This is a genomic window from Campylobacter lanienae NCTC 13004, from assembly GCF_002139935.1.
GTDB classification, from domain to species: Bacteria; Campylobacterota; Campylobacteria; order Campylobacterales; family Campylobacteraceae; genus Campylobacter; species Campylobacter lanienae.
On record NZ_CP015578.1, the window covers coordinates 1,468,644 to 1,494,937 of the forward strand.

The 26,294-nt window shown below is 36.6% G+C and carries 20 protein-coding genes and 2 rRNA genes; 16 read left to right on the forward strand and 6 right to left on the reverse strand.

What is annotated here, in order from left to right; translation table 11 throughout:
* The first annotated feature begins 8 nt into the window (after positions 1 to 8).
* The 5 genes from CLAN_RS07535 to CLAN_RS07555 all read left to right on the forward strand — a co-directional run bounded on the left by CLAN_RS07535 (position 9) and on the right by CLAN_RS07555 (position 4,724).
* Positions 9 to 230, forward strand: coding sequence for a MoaD/ThiS family protein (locus CLAN_RS07535; protein WP_096027465.1), 222 nt, complete (start codon positions 9 to 11; stop codon positions 228 to 230).
* 1 nt (position 231) lies between these two features.
* Positions 232 to 666 (forward strand): molybdopterin synthase catalytic subunit, encoded by a 435-nt coding sequence (locus CLAN_RS07540; RefSeq protein ID WP_100590977.1) that lies wholly within the window; start codon positions 232 to 234, stop codon positions 664 to 666.
* A 20-nt stretch (positions 667 to 686) separates the two neighbouring features.
* Positions 687 to 1,682 (forward strand): AI-2E family transporter, encoded by a 996-nt coding sequence (locus CLAN_RS07545; RefSeq protein ID WP_232045876.1) that lies wholly within the window; start codon positions 687 to 689, stop codon positions 1,680 to 1,682.
* Positions 1,683 to 1,915: 233 nt separating this feature from the next.
* Complete coding sequence (gene aspA, locus CLAN_RS07550; protein WP_096014217.1) at positions 1,916 to 3,319, forward strand: aspartate ammonia-lyase; 1,404 nt, start codon at positions 1,916 to 1,918, stop codon at positions 3,317 to 3,319.
* A gap of 61 nt (positions 3,320 to 3,380) precedes the next feature.
* The gene (locus CLAN_RS07555; protein ID WP_096016503.1) at positions 3,381 to 4,724 is read left to right on the forward strand and encodes an anaerobic C4-dicarboxylate transporter; all 1,344 of its coding nucleotides are present in this window, start codon (positions 3,381 to 3,383) and stop codon (positions 4,722 to 4,724) included.
* A 266-nt stretch (positions 4,725 to 4,990) separates the two neighbouring features.
* Here the strand turns inward: CLAN_RS07555 and CLAN_RS07560 are convergent, their stop codons facing one another.
* Positions 4,991 to 6,766, reverse strand: coding sequence for a hypothetical protein (locus CLAN_RS07560; protein ID WP_100590979.1), 1,776 nt, complete (start codon positions 6,764 to 6,766; stop codon positions 4,991 to 4,993).
* A gap of 72 nt (positions 6,767 to 6,838) precedes the next feature.
* Entirely contained in the window at positions 6,839 to 7,846 is a 1,008-nt protein-coding gene (locus tag CLAN_RS07565; RefSeq protein WP_100590980.1) for a hypothetical protein, read from the reverse strand.
* A 579-nt stretch (positions 7,847 to 8,425) separates the two neighbouring features.
* On the opposite strand from CLAN_RS07565, the gene rho reads away from it, so the two are divergent.
* Genes rho through CLAN_RS07605 form a run of 8 tightly spaced genes read left to right on the forward strand, consistent with a single transcriptional unit; the run spans position 8,426 to position 15,505 of the window.
* Positions 8,426 to 9,742 carry a transcription termination factor Rho gene (gene rho / locus CLAN_RS07570; RefSeq protein WP_086293634.1) on the forward strand — a complete coding sequence of 439 codons (1,317 nt, stop codon included), beginning with the start codon at positions 8,426 to 8,428 and terminating at the stop codon, positions 9,740 to 9,742.
* A gap of 9 nt (positions 9,743 to 9,751) precedes the next feature.
* Positions 9,752 to 11,317: a DNA polymerase III subunit gamma/tau gene (locus CLAN_RS07575; RefSeq protein ID WP_100590981.1), complete on the forward strand. Its 1,566-nt coding sequence runs from the start codon at positions 9,752 to 9,754 to the stop codon at positions 11,315 to 11,317.
* A 7-nt stretch (positions 11,318 to 11,324) separates the two neighbouring features.
* Complete coding sequence (lepA, locus tag CLAN_RS07580; RefSeq protein WP_086244309.1) at positions 11,325 to 13,115, forward strand: translation elongation factor 4; 1,791 nt, start codon at positions 11,325 to 11,327, stop codon at positions 13,113 to 13,115.
* A gap of 9 nt (positions 13,116 to 13,124) precedes the next feature.
* On the forward strand, positions 13,125 to 13,472 hold the full coding sequence (locus CLAN_RS07585; protein ID WP_096014210.1) for a hypothetical protein: 348 nt from the start codon (positions 13,125 to 13,127) through the stop codon (positions 13,470 to 13,472).
* Between the two features lie 51 nt (positions 13,473 to 13,523).
* Positions 13,524 to 13,730 (forward strand): tautomerase family protein, encoded by a 207-nt coding sequence (locus CLAN_RS07590; protein WP_086296420.1) that lies wholly within the window; start codon positions 13,524 to 13,526, stop codon positions 13,728 to 13,730.
* Complete coding sequence (locus CLAN_RS07595; protein ID WP_096014209.1) at positions 13,727 to 14,386, forward strand: hypothetical protein; 660 nt, start codon at positions 13,727 to 13,729, stop codon at positions 14,384 to 14,386. Before CLAN_RS07590 ends, CLAN_RS07595 begins: the two co-directional genes overlap by 4 nt.
* A gap of 13 nt (positions 14,387 to 14,399) precedes the next feature.
* Positions 14,400 to 14,936 (forward strand): hypothetical protein, encoded by a 537-nt coding sequence (locus tag CLAN_RS07600; protein WP_096014208.1) that lies wholly within the window; start codon positions 14,400 to 14,402, stop codon positions 14,934 to 14,936.
* The gene (locus tag CLAN_RS07605) at positions 14,936 to 15,505 is read left to right on the forward strand and encodes a ComF family protein (protein WP_086225012.1); all 570 of its coding nucleotides are present in this window, start codon (positions 14,936 to 14,938) and stop codon (positions 15,503 to 15,505) included. The genes CLAN_RS07600 and CLAN_RS07605 overlap by 1 nt, the downstream gene beginning before the upstream one ends.
* Positions 15,506 to 15,533: 28 nt before the next feature.
* Here the strand turns inward: CLAN_RS07605 and pseC are convergent, their stop codons facing one another.
* Positions 15,534 to 16,658 carry a UDP-4-amino-4,6-dideoxy-N-acetyl-beta-L-altrosamine transaminase gene (pseC, locus tag CLAN_RS07610; RefSeq protein ID WP_100590982.1) on the reverse strand — a complete coding sequence of 375 codons (1,125 nt, stop codon included), beginning with the start codon at positions 16,656 to 16,658 and terminating at the stop codon, positions 15,534 to 15,536.
* Positions 16,659 to 16,667: 9 nt separating this feature from the next.
* A complete protein-coding gene (dcd, locus tag CLAN_RS07615; RefSeq protein WP_086239172.1) occupies positions 16,668 to 17,228 on the reverse strand; it encodes a dCTP deaminase in 561 nt (186 codons plus the stop codon).
* Positions 17,229 to 17,350: 122 nt separating this feature from the next.
* On the opposite strand from dcd, the gene accB reads away from it, so the two are divergent.
* The 3 genes from accB (at position 17,351) to CLAN_RS07630 (ending at position 21,252) form a co-directional block, all read left to right on the forward strand.
* Positions 17,351 to 17,800 (forward strand): acetyl-CoA carboxylase biotin carboxyl carrier protein, encoded by a 450-nt coding sequence (accB, locus tag CLAN_RS07620; protein WP_100590983.1) that lies wholly within the window; start codon positions 17,351 to 17,353, stop codon positions 17,798 to 17,800.
* Positions 17,797 to 19,134: an acetyl-CoA carboxylase biotin carboxylase subunit gene (locus tag CLAN_RS07625; protein ID WP_096029899.1), complete on the forward strand. Its 1,338-nt coding sequence runs from the start codon at positions 17,797 to 17,799 to the stop codon at positions 19,132 to 19,134. The genes accB and CLAN_RS07625 overlap by 4 nt, the downstream gene beginning before the upstream one ends.
* A 540-nt stretch (positions 19,135 to 19,674) precedes the next feature.
* Entirely contained in the window at positions 19,675 to 21,252 is a 1,578-nt protein-coding gene (locus CLAN_RS07630) for a flagellin B (protein WP_100590984.1), read from the forward strand.
* A 1,400-nt stretch (positions 21,253 to 22,652) separates the two neighbouring features.
* On the opposite strand, the gene rrf is transcribed toward CLAN_RS07630, so the two are convergent.
* Positions 22,653 to 22,772: ribosomal RNA gene (rrf, locus tag CLAN_RS07635) — 5S ribosomal RNA — on the reverse strand.
* A gap of 151 nt (positions 22,773 to 22,923) precedes the next feature.
* A 23S ribosomal RNA gene (locus CLAN_RS07640) occupies positions 22,924 to 25,954 on the reverse strand.
* Between the last annotated feature and the right edge of the window lie 340 nt (positions 25,955 to 26,294).

A 26,294-nucleotide genomic window follows, 5' to 3' on the forward strand; every position in this document is an offset into this window, starting at 1 on the left:
GGATAATAATGGTAAAAGTGGAATTCCTAGGGCCAATTGGCGTTGATGCGATGGAGCTAGATGCTAAAAATTTAGCTGAGTTAAAAGAAATTTTATCTCAAAATACTCAAATTTCAAAGTGGCTAGAGCTCTGCGCTGTATCCCTAAATGATGAGATAGTAAATGATATCAATCAAGAGCTAAAAACCGGCGATAAAATCTCGATTTTACCACCGGTTTGTGGGGGTTAAAATGGAGCTATATGATGGCGCTTTAGATGCTAATGAGATCACAAGTCGCTGGTATAATGATAATAGGCTAAAAAATTATGGCGCCATTATAAGCTTTGTAGGCGTGGTGCGTGATGAGGGCGGTATAGATGGGCTTAGCTTTGATCTATATGAGCCGATTTTAAAAGCGTGGTTTGATCGTTGGCAAGAAATAGCAAAATCCCAAAATGCCATAATCTTAATGGCTCATAGCAAAGGCGATGTAGCGATCCATAAATCAAGCTTTATAGCTGGGGTTTGTAGCCCAAAAAGAAATGTTGCTTTAAAGCTTATAAATGAATTTGTAGAAGATTTTAAGGCTAATGCGCCGATATGGAAGTATGATTTGGTAGGGGATGAGCGAATTTATGCTCTTGATAGAAGCCAAAAATTGCCAAATGCTGGCATTTTGGCCTAAATTTCAATGAAAGGATAAAATTGAGATTTAATCTAGTTGAAGTGGCTAGTTTTGTGATTATCATCAGCGGGCTAAGTCTAGCTAGTTCTATCGTGGTGCCGTTTTTGCTCGCTGTTTTTATCGCTATTATTGTCTATCCGATTTTGGAGATGATGAGCAAAATTCATATTAATCGCTTTTTTGCTTTTATAATTTTAATTGGAATTTGTGGTAGTGGGCTTTGGTTTTTAGGCAATGTTATAGCTGGGGCGATTGTGCAATTTAGCACCGATTTGCCACTATATAAGGCCAAAATCGATATCTTTATAGATAACCTTATAATCTATGCTAAAGATCAAGCAGATATCGATATAAGCAACAATCTATTAAGCTTTATCAACCTTGACAAGCTCATTATCACAACCTCAAATTTACTTCTTCAAACAGGAAGCTTAGTCACGCAATCATTTTTGGTCTTTTTGCTTTTAGCATTTATACTATTTGAATCTCAAATTTTTAAACAAAAGGTGGAGTATTTTGCTATCAAAGACCCATCAGCGCTACATATCGCAAATACTTTTATATCAAATTTAAAACGATATCTCGCTATCAAAACTATCTCATCCATCGCTACTGGTGTGATAGTGTGGGGGTTTTTGATTCTTTTTGATGTGCCTCACGCCTTGCTTTGGGCGGTTTTGGCTTTTATCTTAAACTATATCCCAACAATCGGCTCTATCATAGCAGCGATTCCAGCGCTATTGGTTAGCTTAGCTGTCAATGATATAAGTACGACTTTATGGCTAACGCTAATCTATTTAGTAGTCAATATCTCTATTGGGAATTTCATAGAGCCTAGATTTTTAGGCAAGGGGCTTGGGATATCAACGCTTGTTGTGATTTTGAGCCTCTTATTTTGGGGATTTATCTTTGGAATCGGCGGGATGTTTTTAGCCGTGCCGCTAACTATGAGTATCAAAATCGCCCTAGACGCCAACCCTAGAACTAAATTTATATCAATTTTATTAAGCAATTAGCCCCTAAATTCAGCTATTTATGGCTTAATTTAAACTAAATTTAATTTTATTTTATATTTTTTCTATTTAAAAATATAAAATAAATCTAGCAAATTTATCGTATATAATAAATTTATAAATAAATTTAAATTCCTACAAATTCGCTATTTAGGCTATTTGCTGGGATTTTAAAATGATATTAAGTTACAAATCGTTAAAATTCTATTTGAAACATTTATTTCAAAGGAGAGACAATGGGTACAAGAAAAGAGCACGATTTTATCGGCGAATTAGAAATTAGCGATGATGTTTATTACGGCGTCCAAACATTTAGAGCCGTTGAAAACTTCAACATATCTCATGACAGATTAAAAAACTTCCCTAGATTTGTGCGCGCTATCACAAGAGTTAAAAAAGCAGCCGCAATGGCAAACCGAGAATTAGGCCTTTTGGATCAAGAAAAAGAAGGCGCTATCATCGCAGCTTGCGACAAAATTCTAGCTGGTGGATACTATGATCAATTTGTAGTAGATATGATCCAAGGTGGTGCTGGTACTTCAACCAACATGAACGCAAACGAAGTTATAGCCAATATCGCTTTAGAGCATTTAGGCCACAAAAAAGGTGAATATCAATATCTTCATCCAAATGATCATGTAAATTTAAGCCAAAGCACCAATGACGCTTATCCAACAGCACTTCACCTAGCACTTCACGACTATTTGACAGATTTAGCCACAGCTATGGAGTATCTCAAAAAAGCTTACGAGAGAAAAGCTGAAGAATTTAAAAATGTATTAAAAATGGGTAGAACTCAACTTCAAGATGCGGTGCCTATGACTTTAGGGCGTGAGTTTAAAACATTTGCCGTAATGATAGGCGAAGATATCGAGAGAATTCTAGAAGTTAGAAAACTTGTATTAGAAGTCAATTTAGGCGGTACCGCTATCGGTACAGGTATCAACTCTCACCCAGATTATCCAAAAGTAGTAGAGAAAAAATTAAGAGAAGTTACAGGTCATGAGTATAAAGTAGCTGAAGACTTAATAGAAGCTACACAAGATACAGGCGTATATGTCCAAATTTCTGGTGTTTTAAAAAGGGTAGCTACTAAATTATCAAAAGTTTGTAATGACTTAAGACTTCTAAGCTCAGGTCCAAAATGTGGCTTAAATGAGATAAATTTACCAAAAATGCAACCAGGTAGCTCTATCATGCCAGGCAAGGTAAATCCTGTAATCCCTGAAGTGGTAAATCAAGTTTGCTACTCTGTAATCGGCTCTGATGTTACTGTTACATTCGCTTGCGAAGGTGGTCAATTACAATTAAATGTCTTTGAACCAGTTGTAGCATATAGTCTATTTAACTCAATTATCATGCTTGAAAAAGCCATGAAAACTCTAGCTGACAAATGTATAGATGGAATTACAGCTAATGAGAAAATTTGTAGCGATTTTGTCTATAACTCTATTGGTATTGTTACAGCTTTCAACCCATATATCGGCTACGAAAAATCAGCTAGCATAGCCAAAGAAGCCCTACAAACAGGCAAAAGCGTAGCAGATATCTGCTTAGAGCGTGGCTATCTAACCAAAGAAGAGATTGATAAAATCTTAACACCTGCTAATATGCTTAACCCACATATGGGCGAAAAATAATATTAAATTTAAACTCAAAATCTGCTAGGCTTACCTAGCAGATCAAATATAAGGAGAATCTATGGATTTTGTATTGATTTTACAAATCATTGTCTTGCTAGGCGCTATCTTTGTAGGTATTCGCCTTGGTGGTATCGGTATTGGTTACGCCGGTGGTATCGGCGTTGTTATCTTAGGTCTTTGTCTTGGTATGAAACCAGGCACTATTCCTTGGGATGTTATTTTGATCATTATGAGCGTTATCGCTGCTATTTCAGCTATGCAACTCGCTGGCGGATTAGACTACTTAGTCCAAATAGCTGAGAAAATCCTTCGCTCAAATCCAAAATATATCAACTTTTTAGCACCTACTGTTACATATTTTTTAACAATTCTAGCTGGGACAGGCCACACTGCGTTTTCTATGATTCCTGTTATCGTCGAAGTCGCTAAAGAGCAAAATATCAAACCTTCAGCTCCACTATCAATCGCAGTTGTATCAAGCCAAATCGCTATCACAGCTAGCCCTGTTAGTGCGGCCGTTGTCTATATGACAGGCGTATTAGAGCCACTTGGTTGGAGCTATCCAACTCTAATTGGGTTATGGCTAGTAACTACATTTGCTGGTTGTATGCTTACAGCTCTTATAATAACTCTATTTGCTAATCTTGATTTAAGCAAAGATCCAGTCTATCAAGAGCGTTTAGCTCAAGGATTGGTAAAACCATCAGTTGGCGTTCAAAGCAAAGAGCTAAAACCAGGCGCTAAACTATCTGTTGCTATCTTTTTAATCGGTGTTTTACTAGTTGTTCTATATGCTACTGCTATCTCAAAAGTCGGCGGCAAACCGGTTCTTATAGAAAATGTCGTTGTCCCTAGAGATGCTGCTATTATGAGCTTTATGCTAGGCGTGGCTACATTTATTACAATCTTTTGTAAAATTGAAGTTGGTAAAGTAGCCGATACAAGCGTATTTAAATCAGGTATGGTAGCGTGCGTTTGTGTTCTTGGTGTGGCGTGGCTTGGTAATACATTTGTTGGTGGCTATACAGAAGAGATTAAAACTCTAGCTGGTGATTGGGTTAAGGCTGTTCCATCACTACTTGCTGTTATATTCTTCTTTGCGGCTATGCTTCTATACTCTCAAGCAGCAACCGCTAAGGCGATCACTCCAGTGGTTATAGCAGCCCTTGGTATCAGCGCAGCTAATCCAGGCGATGCATATATGCTAGTTGCGTCTTTTGCTGCTGTTTCGGCTCTATTTGTATTGCCTACATATCCTACACTTCTTGGTGCAGTCCAAATGGACGATACAGGCTCTACAAGACTTGGCAAATATGTATTTAACCATGCTTTCTTAATCCCTGGCGTTTTAGCCATTGCTTTTTCTGTGGCATTTGGCTTTATCGCTTGCGTGCTTGTATAATGTAGATTAATATAATTTATAAATTTTATTTAATCCACATTTTCATTATTGCTTGATTGCTTAACTAGCATCAAGCAATAACTTTTATAAATCCAAATTTATAGCTTTAAATTATCTAATAAGTAGAATTCAAGCTCAATTTAAATTACAAAAGAATAAATAAAGAATAATTCCATATAAAACCTAAAATTCATAATCAAACACAAAATCACAACTAAAACCCACATTTAAAATCTTTAATCTATTTTTAATATTAAATTTAACTTTTAAATATCCTTTTTAGAATTAGCATAATAAAGCTTTCCATCTCCACTATTTACAAAAGTTTTTAAATCTTCTTTTGTTCTTATTTTTAGCGCTGTGCCGTGTAGCTTACAAATATTATCAAGCGATGTAAAAATGGCAGAAAATTCCCCACCAAACTTAGCATTAGCATAATCGCTAAATGCCCAGTCTAGTGCCATCATTCGCTCAATGTAAGCCCCTTCTACTGCTAGTTCCAACCTTTCTCCCTCAGCAATCAAAGCTGGCAAATTATAAGTTACAAGCTCTGCTATTTCATCTGCTCTTTGCTTTGCCATATCCCTTGCAGCGATTGCTGCAAATATGCTATCAAGCGCCATATCGATAGCCTTACTACTAAGCACTATAGCAAAAGCAGATATCACGATAGTTAATACTCCAGATATAATGTTGGCAAAACCGGAAAATATCGGCTTTAGATATGGCTTTAATTTTATTGAGATAAAGGCAGATGCGCTAACCCATAAAGCAGAAATGAGTCCTTTTAAAATTACAGATAGCAGGTCTTTAAAACTTTTTGTTTTGCCTGTGATATAATCATAAATAGCGTTATATATTTGCTTAGCAGAGCTTCTTAGCTTTGACCAAATAGCACGCAATTCAGCGCTAATAGATTTTACTATCATATCTATAAGAGCATAAGAACTACCTTTGCTAAAAGCATGAGCTAGATTTTTAAAATTTTTTACTATTTCATCCAAGAGTCTTTTTGCCCTTACTTCAAGCGGCGTGGTTTTATCTCCATAGAACATATCTTTTATCTCCCATACAGCTCCACTAGCTATAATGCTAAGAGCCATCACAGCAGCCTCACTAAGTCCGGTCATAGCCACATGTGCTGCTCCCATTTTTATAGTATTCCATTTAGATATTTCTTCAGCATTTTTGGCATCATCTATTGTATGATTACTAGGCTGTAATTTATCTAGTAATTTTTTAGCGTTTTCTCTTTTTACTGGATCTTTTTCATTTTTTATTATGTTTTCTAAAAGATCTTTTGCTTTTGGATATTCATCTTTTGTAATTATTATTGCCAATCCATCTTCATTTAAATATTTATTATCTTTACCAAATAGTTTTGTCAAATCGCTATTATTTCTTATTTCCACTGCTTTTAACTGACCATTTATCGTTATTTCGCCATTTTCAAATACTTTTATATCAGTTATAGTATCGTTTGCGTTGGCTTGTATGCCATATTGCTGCAATATAGCTTCTTGCTCTTGTTTTGTATATGTTTCATTTATAAAATCAAGCTTAATCTTAGCATTCTTAGATTCTGATAATGCTTGTTGTGCTTCTTTTATCTTTTTATCATCAGCTCCAGATTTTATAAGCTCCTGTAACTTTTGTTCTCTAATAGACAAATCATCGATAGCTGTTTGTAGTTTTCCGCTTTGTGCTTGGGTGATCCAAGCTAATTTATCTGTGCGAAATGCCGCATTGCCTTTATTGTTTTCATCAAGATACATGCCATATGGACCACCATCGCTCTTTAAAGCGAATTCGATATTTTTATCGCCTGCTTCCAATGCTTCATGTTGAAACCCATATTGTTTATCATTATTGGCATGAATTTTATTAATAGCTCCGATTTCTCTTTGCGCATCCACAGCAGCGCCATATCCAGCATAAGTATTTAGGCTAAAAATATTAAGTCCAAATCTAGCTAGAATTTGATTGCCGATTTCTTCTATTATTTCATCACTAAGAGTTTTTGCCCTAGTCGCTTGTGTCATAATTTTCCTTTTTAAATAGATCCCCATCTTAAATCATTCAAGATGGGGATTTTAAATTTTTAATTAATTATTTTATTCGTATTTAGCCTTTATCTCTTTTAAAATTTCAGCATGTTTTTCTTGCAAAGATATAAGATCTTGGGTTAATTTATCATCATCTCTTAGTATAGGCTCATTGATGATAGTTATTACGCTCTCAGCTGTATTGACCAATATATGAAGTTTGTCTTGCTCATCATTGCTCCAATTTGCTAGATTGTTGCCTTTATCATCTGCTATTTTTTCAACTAAATCAAGTTGATCGCTAAGCTCTAAATCCATTTTGATAAGACTTCTGTGCTTCTCATAACCTTTATAATAAAGCTTTTTCAATAATGGATGTTGCGCATTTAAAGCTTCAGCTGCTTGCTTACAGTAAATTTTAAATCCTCTTGCATTTTCTTTTGCTGTTTCTGCCTTATAAGCAAAAATTGTAGCAGCAACAGCAATAACGGGAGCAGCAACAATTCCAGCTAGTACAGCAGTTCCACCAGCCATTCCAAGACCACCAGCACTTAAAGCGCCACCGCCAAACCACGCAAGAGTAGCATTAGTAGCAGCCACACCAGAAAGCGAACTAATAGCGGTTCCAGTACTAGCGGCACCCAATAATCCAGCACTACCAAAAGCACCAAATCCAGCCAAAGCACCAGCTCCACCAGCAGCAATAACACCACCTATCATAGAACTTAACTCAAAAACATTATCACTAATTTTAGAAAGCTCAATGTTTTTACCATTTATTTCGACAGTATAATCATCATTAGCAAGTTCTAGTCTAGTAATTAACGACGCAAAACGCTCCAATGTTCCATTAAGGATTCTTTGTTTTTCTTCGCCAAATTGCTTAAACATTAAATCTGTTTTGTCTTGAACAAGTTTAAAGGCATCAACAGCTTCAGAGTATATTTGTTGCCCCTCATTTCTTTTTTCGCTTGCTTCATTGCTATCTTTATAAGCATCATAACCTTTTTTGACTCCATATCCTAAAGCTGAAGCTACTAATCCGCCAGCTATAATAGGTATTAACGGTAATGGCACCTTATCTCCTTAAATTTATCTTTTTGAAATTTATCTTTAATTCCGAAATTCTCATCAACTCCCAAAGCCTTGATAACGATTGTAAGCCTTGACATTAATAGAATAAACCTTCTCTTTGCTCCAAATTTCTCAAACAAACCATACCTTCATCGATACGGCAATCAATGGTCTGTTCCTATATTTCGCTTTTATTGCTCTTAAGATCTAGCTCTTATGCGCCCATCACCAAGGCCAAGAGCTAAGCTAGGCAATATTCGAAATATTATTCCCCACAAACATGAAATTCACATCCATACAACCTAGAACCCCGTTTGCGTCGCATATTCTACACCCCCCCCCCCTCTAAATATCTACTTAAATTTATTAAAAAAGCCAAGCAATCTAGCTAACTATTTTGGATTTGCTTTTTGGCTTTTTATGATTGTTAAGTTATGGTGATTTAGGGCTTTTGGGTTAAAATTCAAGCCTTATATCGCCTTGACAATTGTCAAAAATTAGTATAAAATTAAGACTTTAAACTACAATTTTATTCGTTGTAACCGCTATTTATTCACATATTAAGAGGACTAAAGAGGACTAATGGAAAGCAAGGAAACCACCCAACAAACCAAAAAACAACACACACGCACACACACGCCAGTTGATGGCTACAAAATAGAAGAGTTAAGACTCCAAGACCTAGATAGCTTAGTAGCAATCGCCGAAGAAGTAGGCGTCCAAAACCCTAGAGAATTTCGCCGCCAAGAGCTAGTATTTGAAATTCTAAAAGCTCAAACCAAACAAGGCGGATTTATCTTATTTACTGGAATTTTAGAGATAGTTGAGGGCGGATATGGCTTTTTACGCTCTACTGATGCGAATTTGAGCGATTCTGCTAATGATACATATGTTAGCTTAAGCCAGATTAAAAAATTCGCCCTAAGAGTCGGTGATATCATAACAGGACAAGTAAGAGAGCCAAGAGAACAAGAGAAATATTACGCTCTTTTAAAGATAGAAGCGATAAATTATAAATCCATAGCCGAAGCTAAAGAGCGCCCACTATTTGATAACCTAACTCCGCTATTTCCAAATCAAAAAATTCAATTAGAATATGATCCAATGAAGCTTACAGGTCGTGTGCTTGATCTTTTCACCCCGATAGGCAAGGGGCAAAGGGGGCTTATAGTTGCCCCACCTAGAACAGGTAAAACTGAGCTTATGAAAGAGCTTGCTCACGGCATTACAAGAAATCACCCAGAAGTTGAGCTAATAGTGCTTTTAATAGATGAGAGGCCAGAAGAGGTTACAGATATGCAACGCAGTGTGCGTGGTGAGGTATTTAGCTCTACATTTGACTTACCAGCATCAAATCATGTAAGGGTGGCTGAATTGGTGATAGAAAAGGCCAAAAGACTAGTAGAGATGGGAAAAGATGTTGTGATATTGCTTGATAGCATTACTCGCCTTGCTAGAGCGTATAACACAGTAACTCCAAGTAGCGGTAAGGTTTTAAGCGGTGGCGTGGATGCCAATGCCCTTCATAAACCAAAGAGATTTTTTGGTGCAGCTAGAAATATAGAAAATGGCGGAAGTCTAACGATAGTAGCGACCGCTTTGATCGATACAGGTTCTAGAATGGATGATGTGATATTTGAAGAGTTTAAAGGGACGGGTAATAGCGAAATTATCTTAGATCGCACCATTTCAGATCGTAGAATTTATCCAGCTGTAAATATACTCAAATCCGGCACTAGAAAAGATGAATTACTACAAGGTAGTGATGATTTAGGCAAAATTTGGGCTATACGAAATATTATAGCTACTATGGATGATATAGAGGCTCTTAAATTCCTATACTCTAAAATGTTAAAAACCAAAAACAATAAAGAGCTTTTAAGCATAATGAACGAATAAGGACTAAATTTGAAAGCTTTAGCACTCAAATATCGCCCAAAGAGCTTTGATGAATTAATAGGCCAAGATGTGGTGGCAAATACGCTATCTCACGCCTTAGACTCTAATAGATTAGGTCATGCGTATCTATTTTCGGGGCTTAGAGGGAGTGGCAAAACTAGTAGCGCTAGGATTTTTGCTAAGGCTTTATTGTGTCAAAAGGGTATAAGCGCTCATCCGTGCGAAGTTTGCCCAAATTGTATAATGGCTAATGAAAATCGACATATGGATATCATAGAGATGGACGCAGCAAGTCATCGTAAAATTGATGATATCAGAGAGCTAATCGAGCAGACAAAATACTCACCAAGTAGTGCGAGATTTAAGATATTTATCATTGATGAGGTTCATATGCTAACCAAAGAGGCCTTTAATGCGCTTTTAAAGACGCTTGAAGAGCCACCTGATTATGTTAAATTTATTTTAGCGACTACTGATCCGCTGAAATTACCAGCTACTGTTTTATCACGGACTCAACATTTTAGATTTCACTCTATTGCTAAGGCTAGTGTGGTGAAGCATTTGGAGTTTATATTAAATAAAGAAGGGATTGAATTTGAGCCAAGAGCCTTAGAGGTATTAGCTAGAAGTGGTGGTGGTAGCCTTAGAGATACTCTTACTTTGCTTGATCAAGCTATTATCTATTCACACGAAAAGCTCACACATAAGATTGTTGTAGATATGCTAGGACTACTTGATCCAGCCAAGATCGATGAGATATTTGCTGTTGTGAATTCCAAGGATAAAAATGAGCTTTTAAAGCTTTTAAGTGAGTTACAAAGCTATGATTCTAGCGCTATCATCGATGAGTTAATAGAGAATTTAAAATACAAATTTATCCATCAAAATAGCGAATTTTCTTTATTGATTTTTGAGAGATTTTTTAGAATTCTAAGCGAAGCAAAGTCAATGCTAAATAACTCTGCTGATCCTGAATTTGTGCTATTTATAACACTATTTATGATGGTTGAAGCCTTTAATCTTACTAATATAAATGATGCTATTTCGGCTTTGAAATCCACGCCAAATTTAGCCCCAAATCCACCATCATCAAATAAGCTTATATCATCACCATCAGCTTTAAAGCCAAAACCAAAAGATGATTATCAAATTTTTGTAGATCATCTCTATGATAAGAGTTATGAATTAGGCGTGCTTTTTGATGAGTGTGTGAGCTTAAAAGGGTTAGAAAATGGCCTTTTAACTCTTGATTTTGCTATGGATGATGAGCAATTAGCCTTTGCTAGAAAGCACTATAATGATGTGATTTTACCAGCTGCGAAGTCTATCTATGGTGAGTCTATTAAGCTAAATGTCAATAAGCAAACCCCCATAAAGCCAACTCCACTAAGCCAAGCTCCAATGCCACCAATAACCCAGCAAAATAGCGAGCCAAAAACGCAAATTAATGAGCCAAAACCTATTAATGAGCCTAGTAGTGTGTTGAGTTTAAAGTCATCGCTTAGCCAAGAGGATATGAATTTAAAAGAGTTAAAACGGCTGTTTGGAGAGCCGCAGATTTTATCAAATAGTTAGGAAAATTATGGAAAATATAAGAAATTTCAGCATTATAGCCCATATAGATCATGGTAAAAGCACGCTAGCAGACCGCATTATAACAGAGTGTGGCGCTGTAGATGAGAGATCTATGAGCTCTCAAGTCATGGATACAATGGATATAGAAAAAGAGCGCGGAATCACCATAAAAGCGCAATCTGTAAGGCTTGGCTATACACTTGATGGCGAGCATTATATATTAAATTTGATTGATACCCCGGGGCATGTGGATTTTAGCTATGAAGTTAGTAGGAGTTTAGCAAGTTGTGAAGGGGCTTTGCTAGTAGTAGATGCCTCTCAAGGAGTCGAGGCCCAGACAATAGCAAATGTATATATCGCACTTGAAAATAATCTTGAGATAATTCCAGTAATAAACAAAATAGATCTCCCAGCAGCCGATCCTGATAGAGTCAAAAATGAGATAGAGCATGTTATTGGGCTTGATTGCTCTGAGGCTTTAGAGGTGAGTGCTAAAAGTGGAGTTGGGATAAAAGAGCTAATAGAGACAATAATTCGCAAGATTCCACCGCCAAAAGCGGATTTAAATTTACCACTTAAAGCGCTTATTTATGATAGTTGGTTTGATAACTATCTAGGTGCTTTGGCTCTTGTGAGATTATACGATGGTAGCCTTAAAAAGGGTGATGAAGTCTATGTAATGGGAACTGATAAAAGGCATATTGTATTAGATCTGATGTATCCAAATCCTGTTTTGCCTATCAAGACTAATGAGCTAAAAGCTGGTGAAGTAGGCATAGTGGTTTTGGGGCTAAAAGATGTAGCTAGTGTAAGTGTAGGCGATACCATAACCCTAGCCAAAAATAGGGCCGCAGAGCCAATAGGTGGATTTGAAAAGGCCAAGCCATTTGTCTTTGCTGGATTATATCCTATTGATACGGATAAATTCGAAGATTTAAGAGATGCTTTAGATAAATTAAAATTAAATGATAGCTCTATAAGTTATGAGCCTGAAACTTCAGCGGCTCTTGGTTTTGGATTTAGGGTTGGATTTTTGGGTTTATTACATATGGAAGTTGTCAAAGAGAGATTAGAGCGTGAGTTTAATCTAGATTTGATAGCTACCGCACCGACAGTTACCTATCAAGTAGTATGCACCGATGGAGCTACTATAAATATTCAAAACCCAAGCGAACTACCACCAGTAAATAAAATAGAGCATATAAAAGAGCCATATGTCAAGGCTACTATCATCACGCCAAGCGAGTTTTTAGGCAATATCATAACTCTTTTAAGCTCACGCCGTGCTATTCAAACTAAGATGGATTATATCACCACTTCAAGGGTGCTTTTAGAGTATGATATACCGATGAATGAGATAGTTATGGATTTTTATGATAAGCTCAAAAGCGCCACAAAAGGCTATGCGAGTTTTGATTATGAGCCAAGTGAATATAGGATTGGCAAGTTAGTTAAGCTAGATATCAAAGTAGCAGGCGAGACCGTAGATGCTCTATCTATCATAGTACCTGAAGAAAAGGCTATGAGTAAGGGTAGGGATTTTGTCAAAGCGATGAAAGAGATAGTCCCAAGACAGCTATTTGAAGTAGCGATCCAAGCCAGTATAGGAAGCAAAATTATCGCTAGAGAAACGGTCAAATCAATGGGCAAAAATGTAACTGCTAAATGCTATGGTGGCGATATAACACGCAAAAGAAAACTTCTAGAAAAGCAAAAAGAGGGTAAAAAGCGTATGAAAGCCATAGGCAAGGTTACCTTGCCTAGTGAGGCGTTTTTAAGCGTGCTTAAGATAGATTAAGGGGAGATGATGAAAAGGGGATTATGGATTGTACCAGTATTGATTATAGCTGGATGTAACTCTGATAGCTCTAAGGCGACAGATATATTAAATAGCGTTAAAGATGCTAATATCCAAGAGATTATCAAAGTAGCCTTACCAGAAGAGATCAAATCCAACCCAGCAATGGAGTATATACAAAACGCTATGGATAAAAATCAAAATGAGATAATAAAAAATATAGAGATATTAAGCCAAGATATCAGTGAAAATAACGCCTATATAACTATCAAAATCAGATCTGCTAATGCCCACATAGATGGAGATAAGATCAAACTCAAAAGGGATGATAACGGCGAGTGGATGATAATAAAATAGCATATTAATCTAAAATGGCATAAAATTTGCTAATAAGCCAAAAGGAGTTTAATGCCTTATATAAATATCAAAGTAACAAAAGAAAATGGAGAGCCTACAACGGAGCAAAAAGCGAAGTTGATAGAGGGCGTAACGGAGCTAGTAAGTCAAATTTTAGGTAGAAACAGATCTAGTACCATAGTGGTAATTGATGAGATAGATATGGAAAATTACGGCTTAGGTGCTAAAAGTATAAAATCTATAAGGGAGAGTAAATGAGATCAATTTTAGTTTTAATCTTAGCTATGATTTTAGGTGGTTGTGCTGCGCAAAATAACACGACTAAAACAGGTATTTCAAAGTCTTATGATACGCTGTTTCGTATAAATACCAAGTGCGAACCTTGCTCGCAGAAGGTCTATGAAACTACGATAGATGGTAGATTGTATAGGAGTGATATAGCGCTTAATTGTTGTGAAAATAGCCGAACTATTGACTCTTCAGCAGAGTTAAAAAAGGTCTATATCCATAAAGTAGTTGATCTAGCTGAATCGCAAAAATCTGTAAAGATAAATGGTAAAAATGTTAAATTCGATAAAAATTTCGCTTCGGTATTTTACACAGCTTTGGTAGCTGAATTGCAATCTCGTGGAATTTATGTAGAAAATAGCGATCAATCACCTTATACTTATAGAGTGGATTTCGAATTTAGTGATATTAGAAGCGTCTATAGTCCAGGGGCTAACTATTTGAATTCCAAATTAACAGGGACGCTAAATCTCAAAAATATAAATAAAAAAAGATCGATACTCATCACCACAACTCAAAGCGTGAGCGATTTGAATTTCACTCAACCATCAGATTTTGATCTATTTATGAATTTGCTCATCAAACAAGCTGCTAATAAAGTAGCCCAAGAGATATCAAATTTATAAAAGGCAAAGAGATATGAGAGCGACTATAATCGCTGTTTTTATGGTGATTTTGGTAGGTTGCGGTGGTTCTAGTTCAGTTTTGACACTTAAAGACTACATGCCTACTAAATATACCTATAGCCCAAAAAAAGTAACGATAAATAGCATAATCGACACAAGATCAAATAGAAATTTAGTCGCCACAATCACAGATTCTAAAGGCAATCTAAATCATAGTGTGATCTTGGATAAAAGCCTAAAAGATATCTTTGCTAACTCTTTAAATAAAGAGCTAGAAGCAAATGGCGTAATCAAAGGTAGTGATATTGTAGTGGATATAGAAATAGCACAATTTAGTGCTAATTTAAGTGGTTATAGTGGAGAGAATTTAAAAGGTCAAAGCAAAGTGATAATAAAAATTCAAAAAGGTGATACCACCACCACAAAGACCATTTCGCAACCACAGAGCAAATACACGCCACTTCCGATAGCAAGTGCGTTTGAGCCATTCATTAATGATATGCTAAATGATATGGTATTAGCTACTTCTAAGGCTATTTTGGCAAATTAATGCGATGTGTGAAATGTGCTAAAATATCGCTTAAATTGATATGTAAAGATTGCCAAAAGATACTTAGTGAGTATCAGCAAGGTTGTAGATTAGTAGATGGATTTAAGGTATATTATTTTTATAAATATAGTGATATAAAAGAGATTTTATCTACTAAGCATCATCTTTGTGGCTCATTTGCGATTTCGAATTTAGCTCGTTTGAGCCTAACCAAATTCGCTAGTGAGTTTAGCTTTGGGAGCAAGGTTTTAGTAATTCCGCTTGATGATAATACAAAAAGCGGATATTCTCATACTGCTATCCTAGCCAAGGCTTTATCAAATTCAGAATTATCACCGCTTTATAGGGCGTTGCGTGCTACAAATAGCGTGAAATATGCTGGAAAGTCTTTGGAGTTTCGTCGCAAAAATCCACGGCAATTCAAGCTTTTAAAGCAGATTAAATATCCTGTAATCTTAGTAGATGATATAATCACCACCGGCTCTAGTATGCTAGAGGCTCAAAAGCTCTTAAAAAGAGCCGGAGTCAGGGTGCTTTTTGGCCTAGTTTTAGCCGATGCTAGGGAGTAGGAATTTGGGTATTAAAATCCTAAATTTATCAAATCCCGCACCCAAAACTATATTTTTCTAACATTTGATTTAAGCTTGATATAACCACTCTTGCATCATCATCACTCATCATCTGATGGCACGGCAGACTAAGCTCAGCTCTATAAAAATCCTCGGCACCATCTAGTCTCATTTCGCCATATAAATTTTTATAAAAGCTAAATTGATAAGTTGGCTTATAATGCACTTGTACCCCAATGCCCATAGCGTGAAGTTCGTTATAGATATCCTCTTTTACGCACCATAAATTTGAGTTTAAAAGCACCGGATATAGATGCCTAGCACTTCTTATATTATCTGGGATATCTATCGTTTTTAGATATTTTGAGTTTTTAAAGGCATCATCATATATCTTAGCAATCTCATAACGCCTATTAATAAACTTATCAAGCTTTTTGATCTGACTTAGCCCCAAAGCACACGCCACATCGCTTAAGCGGTAATTATAGCCTAGAGTTACCATATTCATATTCCAAGCCTCTTTTTTTATCATACCATGTGAGCGTGTGAGTCTAGCGGATTTAGCGATATTTTCATCATTAGTTAGCAAAGCCCCACCCTCAAAAGTCGTAATAGGCTTAATCGCATGAAAGCTAAATATACTCACATCAGCCAAGCTCCCCACCATCACGCCATCACGGCTACTACCTAGGGCGTGACTAGCATCATCGATTATTTTAATTTGGCTATTTTGCGTTAAATTTTTGATCTCATCCATATCTGCTGGATACCCGCCAAAATCCACAGCGGTTATAACCTTGGTTTTTGTATTTATCAAAGATTTTATAGCTTTTGGATCTATATTTCCATTTGGTAAAATATCAGCAAATTTAATCCTAGCGCCACACATTATAGCCGCATTTGCGGTGGCTGCGAAAGTTATAGGGGTGGTGATAACTTCATCACCAGACCCCACGCCAAGTGCGATATATCCAGCGTGAAGTGCTGAAGTGGCCGAGTTCATCACCACAGCAAATTTCGCCCCAGTAAGCTCACACAAAGCACTCTCAAAATCAACCACACGATTTCCACAAGTTAGCATATCGCTTTTTAGCGCTTCTACCACGGCTTTTATATCATCATCTTCTATTTTTTGTCTGCTATAAACCATCATTTTATACCCTTATTGTAGTATTCTTGGTAGGGTTATGCCAGTTTGGGATTGATATTTGCCATTTTTGTCAGCGTAACTAGTTTCACAGATCTCATCCCCTTGTAAAAATAGCACCTGAGCTATTCCCTCATTTGCGTAAATTTTAGCCGGAAGTGGGGTAGTATTTGAAATTTCAATTGTGATATGTCCTTCAAATCCAGGCTCAAATGGCGTTACATTGACTATTATCCCGCACCTTGCGTATGTGCTTTTGCCAAGGCATATAGCTAGGGTATCTCTAGGCATTATAAAATACTCCACCGTCCTAGCTAAGGCAAATGAATTTGGTGGCACAATACAGATATCACCGATGAAATCCACTACATTTTTCTCATCAAAATTTTTTGGATCCACCACCGTCCCGCCGACATTTGTAAAGATCTTAAATTCATTTCCAACCCTAATATCATATCCATAACTAGAAAGCCCATAGCTGACAACGCCACGACCGATATTCTCTTCACAAAATGGAGTTATCATCTTGTGTTCTAAGCTCATTTGGCGTATCCATTTATCGCTTTTTAAACCCATAAATTTCCCCTTAAAATTAAATTGTAAGATTATAGCAATTTCTACTTTAAACTAAAGTTTAGCTTATTGTTTATATATTTTTGCTAAAATTATGAGATTTTACCCAAATTTAAGGAGAATTTATGACAAGAGACGAAATTAAAGAGCTTATTAGTTTTTTTGATGAGACAAACATTAATAAAATTAAGATAAAAGATGGTGATTTCGTAATCGAGCTAGAAAAACACGAGCCATGCGAGCAAGTAGCCCCAGCCCCAGCTTGCCCTCCGATCCCAGCCCCAGCCCCAATCAATGTAGTAGTAAATGAAAAAACAGTAACTACTTCAACAGCAACTGATACATTAAACGCACCGATGGTAGGGACATTTTATATAGCTCCAAGTCCAGGCGCTCCAAGCTTTGTTAAGGTAGGTCAAACAGTGAAAAAAGGCGATACTATAGGTATTATAGAAGCGATGAAAATTATGAATGAGATTGAAGCTGAGTTTGATTGTAGAATTACAAAAGCCCTAATCGCAGATGGTCAGCCGGTGGAATTTGGTATGGCGTTATTTGAGGTTGAAAAACTATGAGAGAGATCAAAAGAATCCTAATAGCAAATCGTGGTGAAATAGCCCTTAGAGCACTTAGAACTATCCAAGAGATGGGCAAAGAAGCAGTTGTAGTGCATTCTACAGCTGATAAAGATGCTCTTTATGTTAAATACGCTGATGCTAGTATCTGTATAGGTGGTGCTAGAAGTAGCGAGAGCTATCTACATATCCCAGCTATTATCACAGCTTGCGAGATTAGCGAAGCTGATGCGATATTTCCAGGTTATGGATTTTTGAGTGAAAATCAAAATTTCGTAGAAATTTGCGAAAAACACAATATCAAATTTATAGGCCCAAGTGTAGAGGCTATGGCTTTAATGAGTGATAAAAGCAAAGCCAAACAGATGATGATGAGAGCGGGAATTCCAGTTGTCCCAGGTAGTGATGGCGCTATCAAAGATATAGAAGCAGCTAAGAAATTAGCCACTCAAATAGGCTATCCAGTGATTATAAAAGCAGCCGCAGGTGGCGGTGGCCGTGGTATGAGAGTGGTAGAGAAAGAAGAGGATTTAGAAAAGAGCTTTTGGTCAGCTGAAAGCGAGGCTATGAGTGCCTTTGGTGATGGAACAATGTATATGGAAAAATATATCTCAAATCCACGCCACATAGAGGTTCAAGTCCTAGGCGATGAGTATGGCAATGTAATCCATGTAGGTGAAAGAGACTGCTCAATGCAACGCCGCCACCAAAAATTAATAGAAGAGAGCCCAGCAGTAATTTTGGATGATAAAACTAGGGCCGAACTCCACCAAACAGCCGTAAATGCTGCTAAAGCTATAGGATATACGGGTGCTGGGACTTTTGAGTTTTTATACGATCAAAGAGATAATAAATTTTATTTTATTGAGATGAATACAAGACTCCAAGTCGAGCATTGTGTGAGCGAAATGTGTAGCGGGCTAGATCTTATAGAGTGGATGATACGAATCTCACAAGGCGAGAGATTGCCAGAGCAAAAAGATATCAAATTAAGCGGCCACTCAATCGAGTGTAGAATCACAGCCGAAGACCCAAAAAGCTTCACCCCAAATCCAGGTAAAATCACAAAATATGTCGCCCCAGGCGGTAGAAATGTCAGAATGGATAGCCATGTTTATGAGGGTTATAGCGTTCCGCCGTATTATGATAGCATGATAGGCAAATTAATCGTCCATGATATAGATAGAAATAGAGCTATTGCCAAGATGAAAGTCGCACTTGATGAGCTAATCATACAAGGGATCAAAACAACTAAAGATTTTCATATAAATATGATGAATAATGATGATTTTATCAATAATTTATATGATACAAACTACCTATCAAAGCATTAAATCTACTTAAATCAAATTTGGTTAAGATAGCCAAATTTGATTACTTAATCATATTTTTATTATTCTAAATTTATTTTTTGATAAATTTAAATTACCAAATTCACATAATATTTCATAAATTAAAAATATTAGCAAAAATTTAAAACTTTAAAAATAAGATTTAAATTTCTATTATTCTAAAAATGATTTTTATTAAAATCTCAAAATAGATTTAAAAATAAATTTCTCCACTATACAAATCTATAAAAACCAATAAAATTCCAAATTCTCTAAAATTTAATTACATTCTCATTACAAATTCATTTTAATCCATTTTTCTTTAATTTTTTACCATTATATTACTTACAACTAACCATTAAAATATAATTAATTTAAGTAATATTTAAGCCAAAAAGGTAAATTTATATAAAAATTTTTAAATTTTTTAAAAAATTTAGTGAATTCCCCCCCCCCCCATATTAATATTTTAATCTTTCGTGCGATATAATGAAATATGCTTAAGCAAAGGATTAAGCTTAAATCTTTTAAAAAGGATCAAATATGAGTTTTAGAATCAACACTAACATAGCAGCGATGAATGCTCATGCTAACTCACAAATCACAGATAGAGAGCTTACTAGCTCACTTGGTCGCCTTAGTTCAGGCCTTAGAATTCAAACAGCAGCTGATGATGCTTCTGGCTTAGTTATTGCTGACTCATTAAAAAGCCAAGCTAACTCATTAGGTCAAGCTATATCTAATGGTAATGACGCAATAGGTATAGTCCAAACAGCTGATAAAGCTATGGATGAACAGATTAAAATACTAGATACTATTAAAACCAAAGCTATCCAAGCAGCTCAAGATGGTCAAAATAGTGATTCTAGAAGAGCCCTTCAAAATGATATTAGCAGACTTCTTGAAGAGCTAGATATGATAGCTACTACTACAAGCTTTAATGGACAACAACTACTAAATGGTAACTTTAGTAATAAAAACTTCCAAATAGGTGCTTATAGCAATGAAACTGCTAAGGTAAGTATAGGGGCTACAAATTCAAATACTATAGGGCATACGAGGTTTGAGACTACTTTGAATACTTATGTATCTGTGGTGTCGCTAATCTCAACTGGCGATACTTTGACAATAAAACTCAGTGGTGTTGATGGTTATCCTAATGGCTATGAATTTCAAGCTATAGATGCGGATACTCTAAAATCAGAAGGTTACAAAGCTGTAGCTGAAATGATGAATGGTGTAAGTGATAAAACTGGTGTAAAAGTAAATGTAAATAATACTCAAGTTATGTCCGCGGCAATAGCTGGTGGTACAATTAATGATTTAAAAATCAATGGTGTTACAATCGGAAATGTAACATTTAAAGCAAATGATAGCGATAATACCTTAATCGCAGCGATCAATGCTAAAAAGGATGAAACAGGCGTAGAAGCTAGTTTAGATAACGGAAGACTAGTCTTAGCAGCTAAAGATGGTAGAGCTATAACAGTAGATACAAATTCCGCTGGTGGATTAAGTAATGCAGGTGGTAAAGAAACCGCATTTAGTACAGGTGGCGTAATTTATTTAGGTCAATTAACTTTTGTCCGCCAAGATGCTAGGGATATTAAAATAGGCTTAAATGGTATGTCGACTGTTGCTTCTACAGTATTTAGTTCAAACGCAGCAATAAGCAAGGCTTCTGTAGCTTCAAATGCCTACAATCAAGCTAGTGTAAATTTAAAATATATGAATGCTGGAACAATTAGTGCCACGATAGCTAAAGCAATGGGATTTTTCAATGGCGGAGCTTCTGATGCAGGTCAGCAAGTAGATCAAGCCGGTGGGGTAAATACCTATGGTGGTGCTCAAGCTATGGTGGATGTAGCAGAATCAGCTAGAAAAACTTTGGATAAACTAAGAGCAGATCTAGGCTCAGTCCAAAACCAATTAGTAGCAACTATCAATAACATCACAGTTACCCAAGTCAATGTCAAATCAGCTGAAAGTCAGATAAGGGATGTGGATTTTGCTAGTGAGAGTGCGAATTTCTCTAAATTCAATATCCTAGCTCAAAGTGGTAGCTACGCCATGAGCCAAGCCAACGCCGTCCAACAAAATATTTTAAGATTGTTACAATAATTTAAATTTTTTACTTCGCAAGGTTACCCCTATAAAATCCGTGGCGAAGCCACCCATTGAAAGGCTTTTACAGGGGGTTAGGGGTTGTTAAGGGGGAAGGGGTAGCGGCTGCCAAAAAAGCACTCCCCCTTCCCACTTAAATTAAATTATCTTTTACTTCGCAGACTAGCAAAGCTAGTCTTTGCGACCAAAGACAAGTCTTTCACAGAGACCACCCTTTGGGGTTGCATTAGCTGGTTTTGGAAACGCACTAAAGCCCCACTTGCAGGGTACCTCACTTTAGACTTCAAATTTTTACTAAAATTTTTAATTTTAGAAAATTTGAATTTTAAATTTATATTTCTTTTTTATGGATTTAAATTTTTTGAAATATGAGAGAAATTTAAATTTCTATTATTCTAAAAATGATTTTTCTTAAAGCTCTTTTAAGTTTTAATAAAAATCATTTTACAAGTAATGTAAGTTTAACTACCATCACAAACCAACACCCCCCCCCAAAAAAAACACAAAAAATAATCATCACACATTCCACTACTCTTTTTCAGTACTCTATCTCTTTTTTAAATCGCAATCTCCCCAAATCAACCAAAAATCCCTCACAACCTCAAAAATTTAATTATATTACAATTATAAATTCTTTTTAATCCTTTTTTTCTTTAATTTTTCATACGCCACCTACAGCTCAATTATAAAATCTAATATATTTAAGCTAAAATTAAAATTTATAAAATTACTTAGTAGATACACATATCTTTTTTAAATCAATAATAAAATAACTCTATGATAAATAAAAAAGTTATTTGATTGCTAATATTAAAATTTAAATAACTTAGATAAGCGAGGCAAATAAAGAAATTTTAATAAAAAGATAAATAATAACACAAATAAAAGTAATTACAATATATTAATTTAAAAAAATAAACATAAAAAAACTATTTAATAACATACCAATTTCATATATCTATACCTAAATCACTAATAAAAATAGAGCTATTATAAAGTTTCATAATGGTATATTAAACACCCTATCATATCATATCATATCATATCATATCATATCATAACATTAATTATTTATAACCAAATCTCCTATTAAGAGTATAAAGTTAAAAATTCAAAAGCCTGGGGCAGATAATAAAGATAATAAAGATAATAAAGATAATAAAGATATATTCAAAAGCATACAAACATTAAATCTGGGAATATAAATAAATATAAATAAATATAAATAAATATAAATAAATATAAATAAATATAAATAAATATAAATAAATATAAAAAATCTTTTAAAACTACAGTAATCATAAATAGTTTAACAATTTAAAAAGATTAATCTATAAATAATTCCATAAAAGAGGATTAAGAGATAAAAAGAAAGAATATTAAAAAGATTTTAACAAAGCTCGCAGCAACCTACTTTTCCAGCATCCCAGTAAGGGAGAGTATCATCGGCCATGAAAAGCTTAGCTTCTTGGTTCGAGATGGAGCAAGGCGTTTCCTAATCATGTATAGCCACGAGCAGTGTTAAATAAAATATCATATCAGAAAAGATGATATCTTATTTAACACTGCTTAGAGTATTAAAGCTAAAAATCACTAAGTTTAATATCTAAAAATATTCTAAAAACCTAAAAGGATTATATTTTATCCTTAACAAGGAAGTGATGCTTATAAGATAAGCAAACGAGCTATTAGTACTGGTCAGCTAAAGGACTCTCATCCATTACACACCCAGCCTATCAAACTAGTAGTCTACTAGAGCTCTTAAAAGAAGATTCATCTTGGAGTTGGCTTCGAGCTTAGATGCTTTCAGCTCTTATCACATCCCAGCTTAGCTACTCAGCGATGCTCTTGGCAGAACAACTGATACACCAGTGGCTGGTTCAACCCGGTCCTCTCGTACTAGGGTCAACTCTCCTCAATCTTCTTACGCCCACGGCAGATAGGGACCGAACTGTCTCACGACGTTCTGAACCCAGCTCGCGTACCGCTTTAAATGGCGAACAGCCATACCCTTGGGACCTGCTCCAGCCCCAGGATGCGATGAGCCGACATCGAGGTGCCAAACCTCCCCGTCGATGTGAGCTCTTGGGGGAGATCAGCCTGTTATCCCCGGGGTACCTTTTATCCTTTGAGCGATGGCCCTTCCACACAGAACCACCGGATCACTAAGACCGACTTTCGTCTCTGCTTGACATGTACGTCTCGCAGTTAAGCTGGCTTATGCCTTTATACTCTACGAACGATTTCCAACCGTTCTGAGCCAACCTTTGTAAGCCTCCGTTACACTTTGGGAGGCGACCGCCCCAGTCAAACTACCCACCAGACATTGTCCTACCTAAGGATAACTTAGGCTAGTTAGCTACCCAAATAAAGAAGAGTGGTATCTCAACAATGGCTCACCATAAACCAGAGTCTATGGATCAAAGCCTCCCACCTATCCTGCGCATCTTTATCCAAATAGCAGTGTCAAGCTGTAGTAAAGGTCCACGGGGTCTCTCCGTCTTGCCGCGGGTAGGAGGAATTTTCACCTCCACTACAATTTCACTGGATCCCTCTTTGAGACAGCTCCCATCTCGTTACGCCATTCATGCAGGTCGGTATTTAACCGACAAGGAATTTCGCTACCTTAGGACCGTTATAGTTACGGCCGCCGTTTACTCGGGCTTCGATCAAGAGCTTCGCTAATGCTAACCCCATCAATTAACCTTCGAGCACCGGGCAGGCGTCACACCCTATACATCCTCTTACGAGTTAGCAGAGTGCTGTGTTTATGGTAAACAGTCGGGAGGGACTCTTTGTTGTAACCTTCAATGCTTTAGGAGTAAATCTTAATACAAAGTTAGGCACACCTTATACCGAAGATACGGTGCTATTTTGCAGAGTTCCTTAAAGAGAGTTCTTCCACGCGCCTTAGAATACTCATCCCACCCACCTGTGTCGGTTTACGGTACGGGCAATTATTACTAAACTTAGAAACTTTTCTTGGCTCGATAGTATCATGGATTCTCCATCTACTCCGAAGAGCGTCAAGAGCCTTTGAGGTCTCGGATAGAGAGTTACGGATTTGCCTATAACTCAACCTACGCCCTTAGACTAGCACTTCCATCCGCTAGCTCCATTAACTTTAAGCGTCCTTCCATCGCACATAATAATTGGTATTGGAATATTAACCAATTTTCCATCGCATACCCCTTTCGGACTTTGCTTAGGACCCGACTAACCCTACGATGACGAGCATCGCGTAGGAAACCTTGGGTTTACGGCGAAGGGGATTCTCACCCCTTTTATCGCTACTCATGCCTGCATGCTCACTTCTATCCGCTCCAGCACTCCTTACCGGTATACCTTCAACGCTGAATAGAACGCTCTCCTACCACTTGCACTTAATTCTAACTACTTCTAATTATTTTAGCTAAACTATTTTCTCATAATTTAATTTATATGAGTACAATTAAATTATGAGAAATATAACTTAAAAGCTCATAGCCAAATTTATAATCAGAATTAAGTGCAAGTCTAAAGCTTCGGTACTCATTTTAGCCCCGTTATATTTTCCGCGCAGAATCACTAGACCAGTGAGCTATTACGCTTTCTTTAAAGGATGGCTGCTTCTAAGCCAACCTCCTGGTTGTTTCAGTAACTCCACATCGTTTTCCACTTAAATGAGATTTAGGGACCTTAGCTGTTAGTCTGGGTTGTTCCCCTCTCGACGACGGATTTTATCACTCGCCGCCTGACTGCTGTGATTACACTTTGCGCATTCGGAGTTTGATAGGGTTTGGTACATTGGTGTATGCCCTAGCCCATTCAGTGCTCTACCTCACAAAGTTACTACACAACGCTATACCTAAATATATTTCGGAGAGAACCAGCTATCACGATGTTTGATTGGCCTTTCACCCCTATCCACAAGTCATCAGGAGCCTTTTCAACGGCCGTCTGTTCGGTCCTCCACTGGCTCTTACACCAGTTTCAACCTGCTCATGGATAGATCACATCGTTTCGGGTCTGCAGCATCTGACTATACGCCCTATTAAGACTCGCTTTCGCTACGGCTCCGGGTTTCCTTAACCTCGCCAGACACCACAACTCGCAGGCTCATTATGCAAAAGGCAGTCCATCACCCTGATAAATCATAGGGCTCTGAATGATTGTAAGCAAATGGTTTCAGGTTCTATTTCACTCTGATCACCTCAGTTCTTTTCACCTTTCCCTCACGGTACTTGTGCACTATCGGTCTAGTAGTAGTATTTAGGGTTGGATAGTGGTCTACCCAGCTTCAGACAGGATTACACGTGTCCCGCCCTACTCAGGATACTGCTAAGTATAAACGCACTTTCATATACGGGAGTATCACCCTCTATGCTTAAGCTTTCCAACTTATTCTATTAGATTGTTTAAGTCTATATTGCAGTCCTACAACCCCACTAGCAAGCTAGTGGTTTGCCCTCTTACGCTTTCGCTCGCCGCTACTAGCGTAATCTCGTTTGATTTCTTTTCCTGTTGGTACTAAGATGTTTCAATTCCCAACGTTCGCTCCGCATTGCGGTAGTATATATCACTATATACTGGGTTGCCCCATTCAGAAATTCCCGGATCAAAGCCCCTTGACGGCTCCCCGAGACTTATCGCAGCCTGGCACGTCTTTCATCGCCTCTACTAGCCAAGGCATCCACCATTTGCTCTTAGTAGCTTACCTTTTTTAATTAGATTATTGATATTCTAATTCGCATCACTTCCTTGTTAAAGATAAAAATAGATAGCTAATCTTAAAATATAAAAAGATTTTTACTAGATTTTACTAGATTTTACTAGATTTTTTACTACTCTTTTCTTTTATTAAAGATATGGCTATTAGATTTATAATATTTGAATTTAAATTTAATAAGACGGAAAGTATTAACTACTATTAAGTAAGTTTTAAAGCTTAATAGCTTGTGAAGTTAATATTTATAAACTATATCTTTTATATTATTGGGATAACAGTGTTTGATATAGAATATTTGAAATTAAACTAAATTCAAAGCTCTAACAAGTCC

Bases quoted from the DNA above. Each gene is read 5' to 3' on its own strand.
- pseC (WP_100590982.1), bottom strand. From the start codon at position 16,658: ATGATGGTTTATAGCAGACAAAAAATAGAAGATGATGATATAAAAGCC.
- aspA (WP_096014217.1), top strand. From the start codon at position 1,916: ATGGGTACAAGAAAAGAGCACGATTTTATCGGCGAATTAGAAATTAGC.
- rho (WP_086293634.1), top strand. From the start codon at position 8,426: ATGGAAAGCAAGGAAACCACCCAACAAACCAAAAAACAACACACACGC.
- CLAN_RS07600 (WP_096014208.1), top strand. From the start codon at position 14,400: ATGAGAGCGACTATAATCGCTGTTTTTATGGTGATTTTGGTAGGTTGC.
- CLAN_RS07540 (WP_100590977.1), top strand. From the start codon at position 232: ATGGAGCTATATGATGGCGCTTTAGATGCTAATGAGATCACAAGTCGC.
- lepA (WP_086244309.1), top strand. From the start codon at position 11,325: ATGGAAAATATAAGAAATTTCAGCATTATAGCCCATATAGATCATGGT.
- CLAN_RS07595 (WP_096014209.1), top strand. From the start codon at position 13,727: ATGAGATCAATTTTAGTTTTAATCTTAGCTATGATTTTAGGTGGTTGT.
- CLAN_RS07585 (WP_096014210.1), top strand. From the start codon at position 13,125: ATGAAAAGGGGATTATGGATTGTACCAGTATTGATTATAGCTGGATGT.
- CLAN_RS07560 (WP_100590979.1), bottom strand. From the start codon at position 6,766: ATGACACAAGCGACTAGGGCAAAAACTCTTAGTGATGAAATAATAGAA.
- accB (WP_100590983.1), top strand. From the start codon at position 17,351: ATGACAAGAGACGAAATTAAAGAGCTTATTAGTTTTTTTGATGAGACA.
- CLAN_RS07555 (WP_096016503.1), top strand. From the start codon at position 3,381: ATGGATTTTGTATTGATTTTACAAATCATTGTCTTGCTAGGCGCTATC.
- CLAN_RS07630 (WP_100590984.1), top strand. From the start codon at position 19,675: ATGAGTTTTAGAATCAACACTAACATAGCAGCGATGAATGCTCATGCT.
- CLAN_RS07590 (WP_086296420.1), top strand. From the start codon at position 13,524: ATGCCTTATATAAATATCAAAGTAACAAAAGAAAATGGAGAGCCTACA.
- CLAN_RS07625 (WP_096029899.1), top strand. From the start codon at position 17,797: ATGAGAGAGATCAAAAGAATCCTAATAGCAAATCGTGGTGAAATAGCC.
- dcd (WP_086239172.1), bottom strand. From the start codon at position 17,228: ATGGGTTTAAAAAGCGATAAATGGATACGCCAAATGAGCTTAGAACAC.
- CLAN_RS07605 (WP_086225012.1), top strand. From the start codon at position 14,936: ATGCGATGTGTGAAATGTGCTAAAATATCGCTTAAATTGATATGTAAA.
- CLAN_RS07535 (WP_096027465.1), top strand. From the start codon at position 9: ATGGTAAAAGTGGAATTCCTAGGGCCAATTGGCGTTGATGCGATGGAG.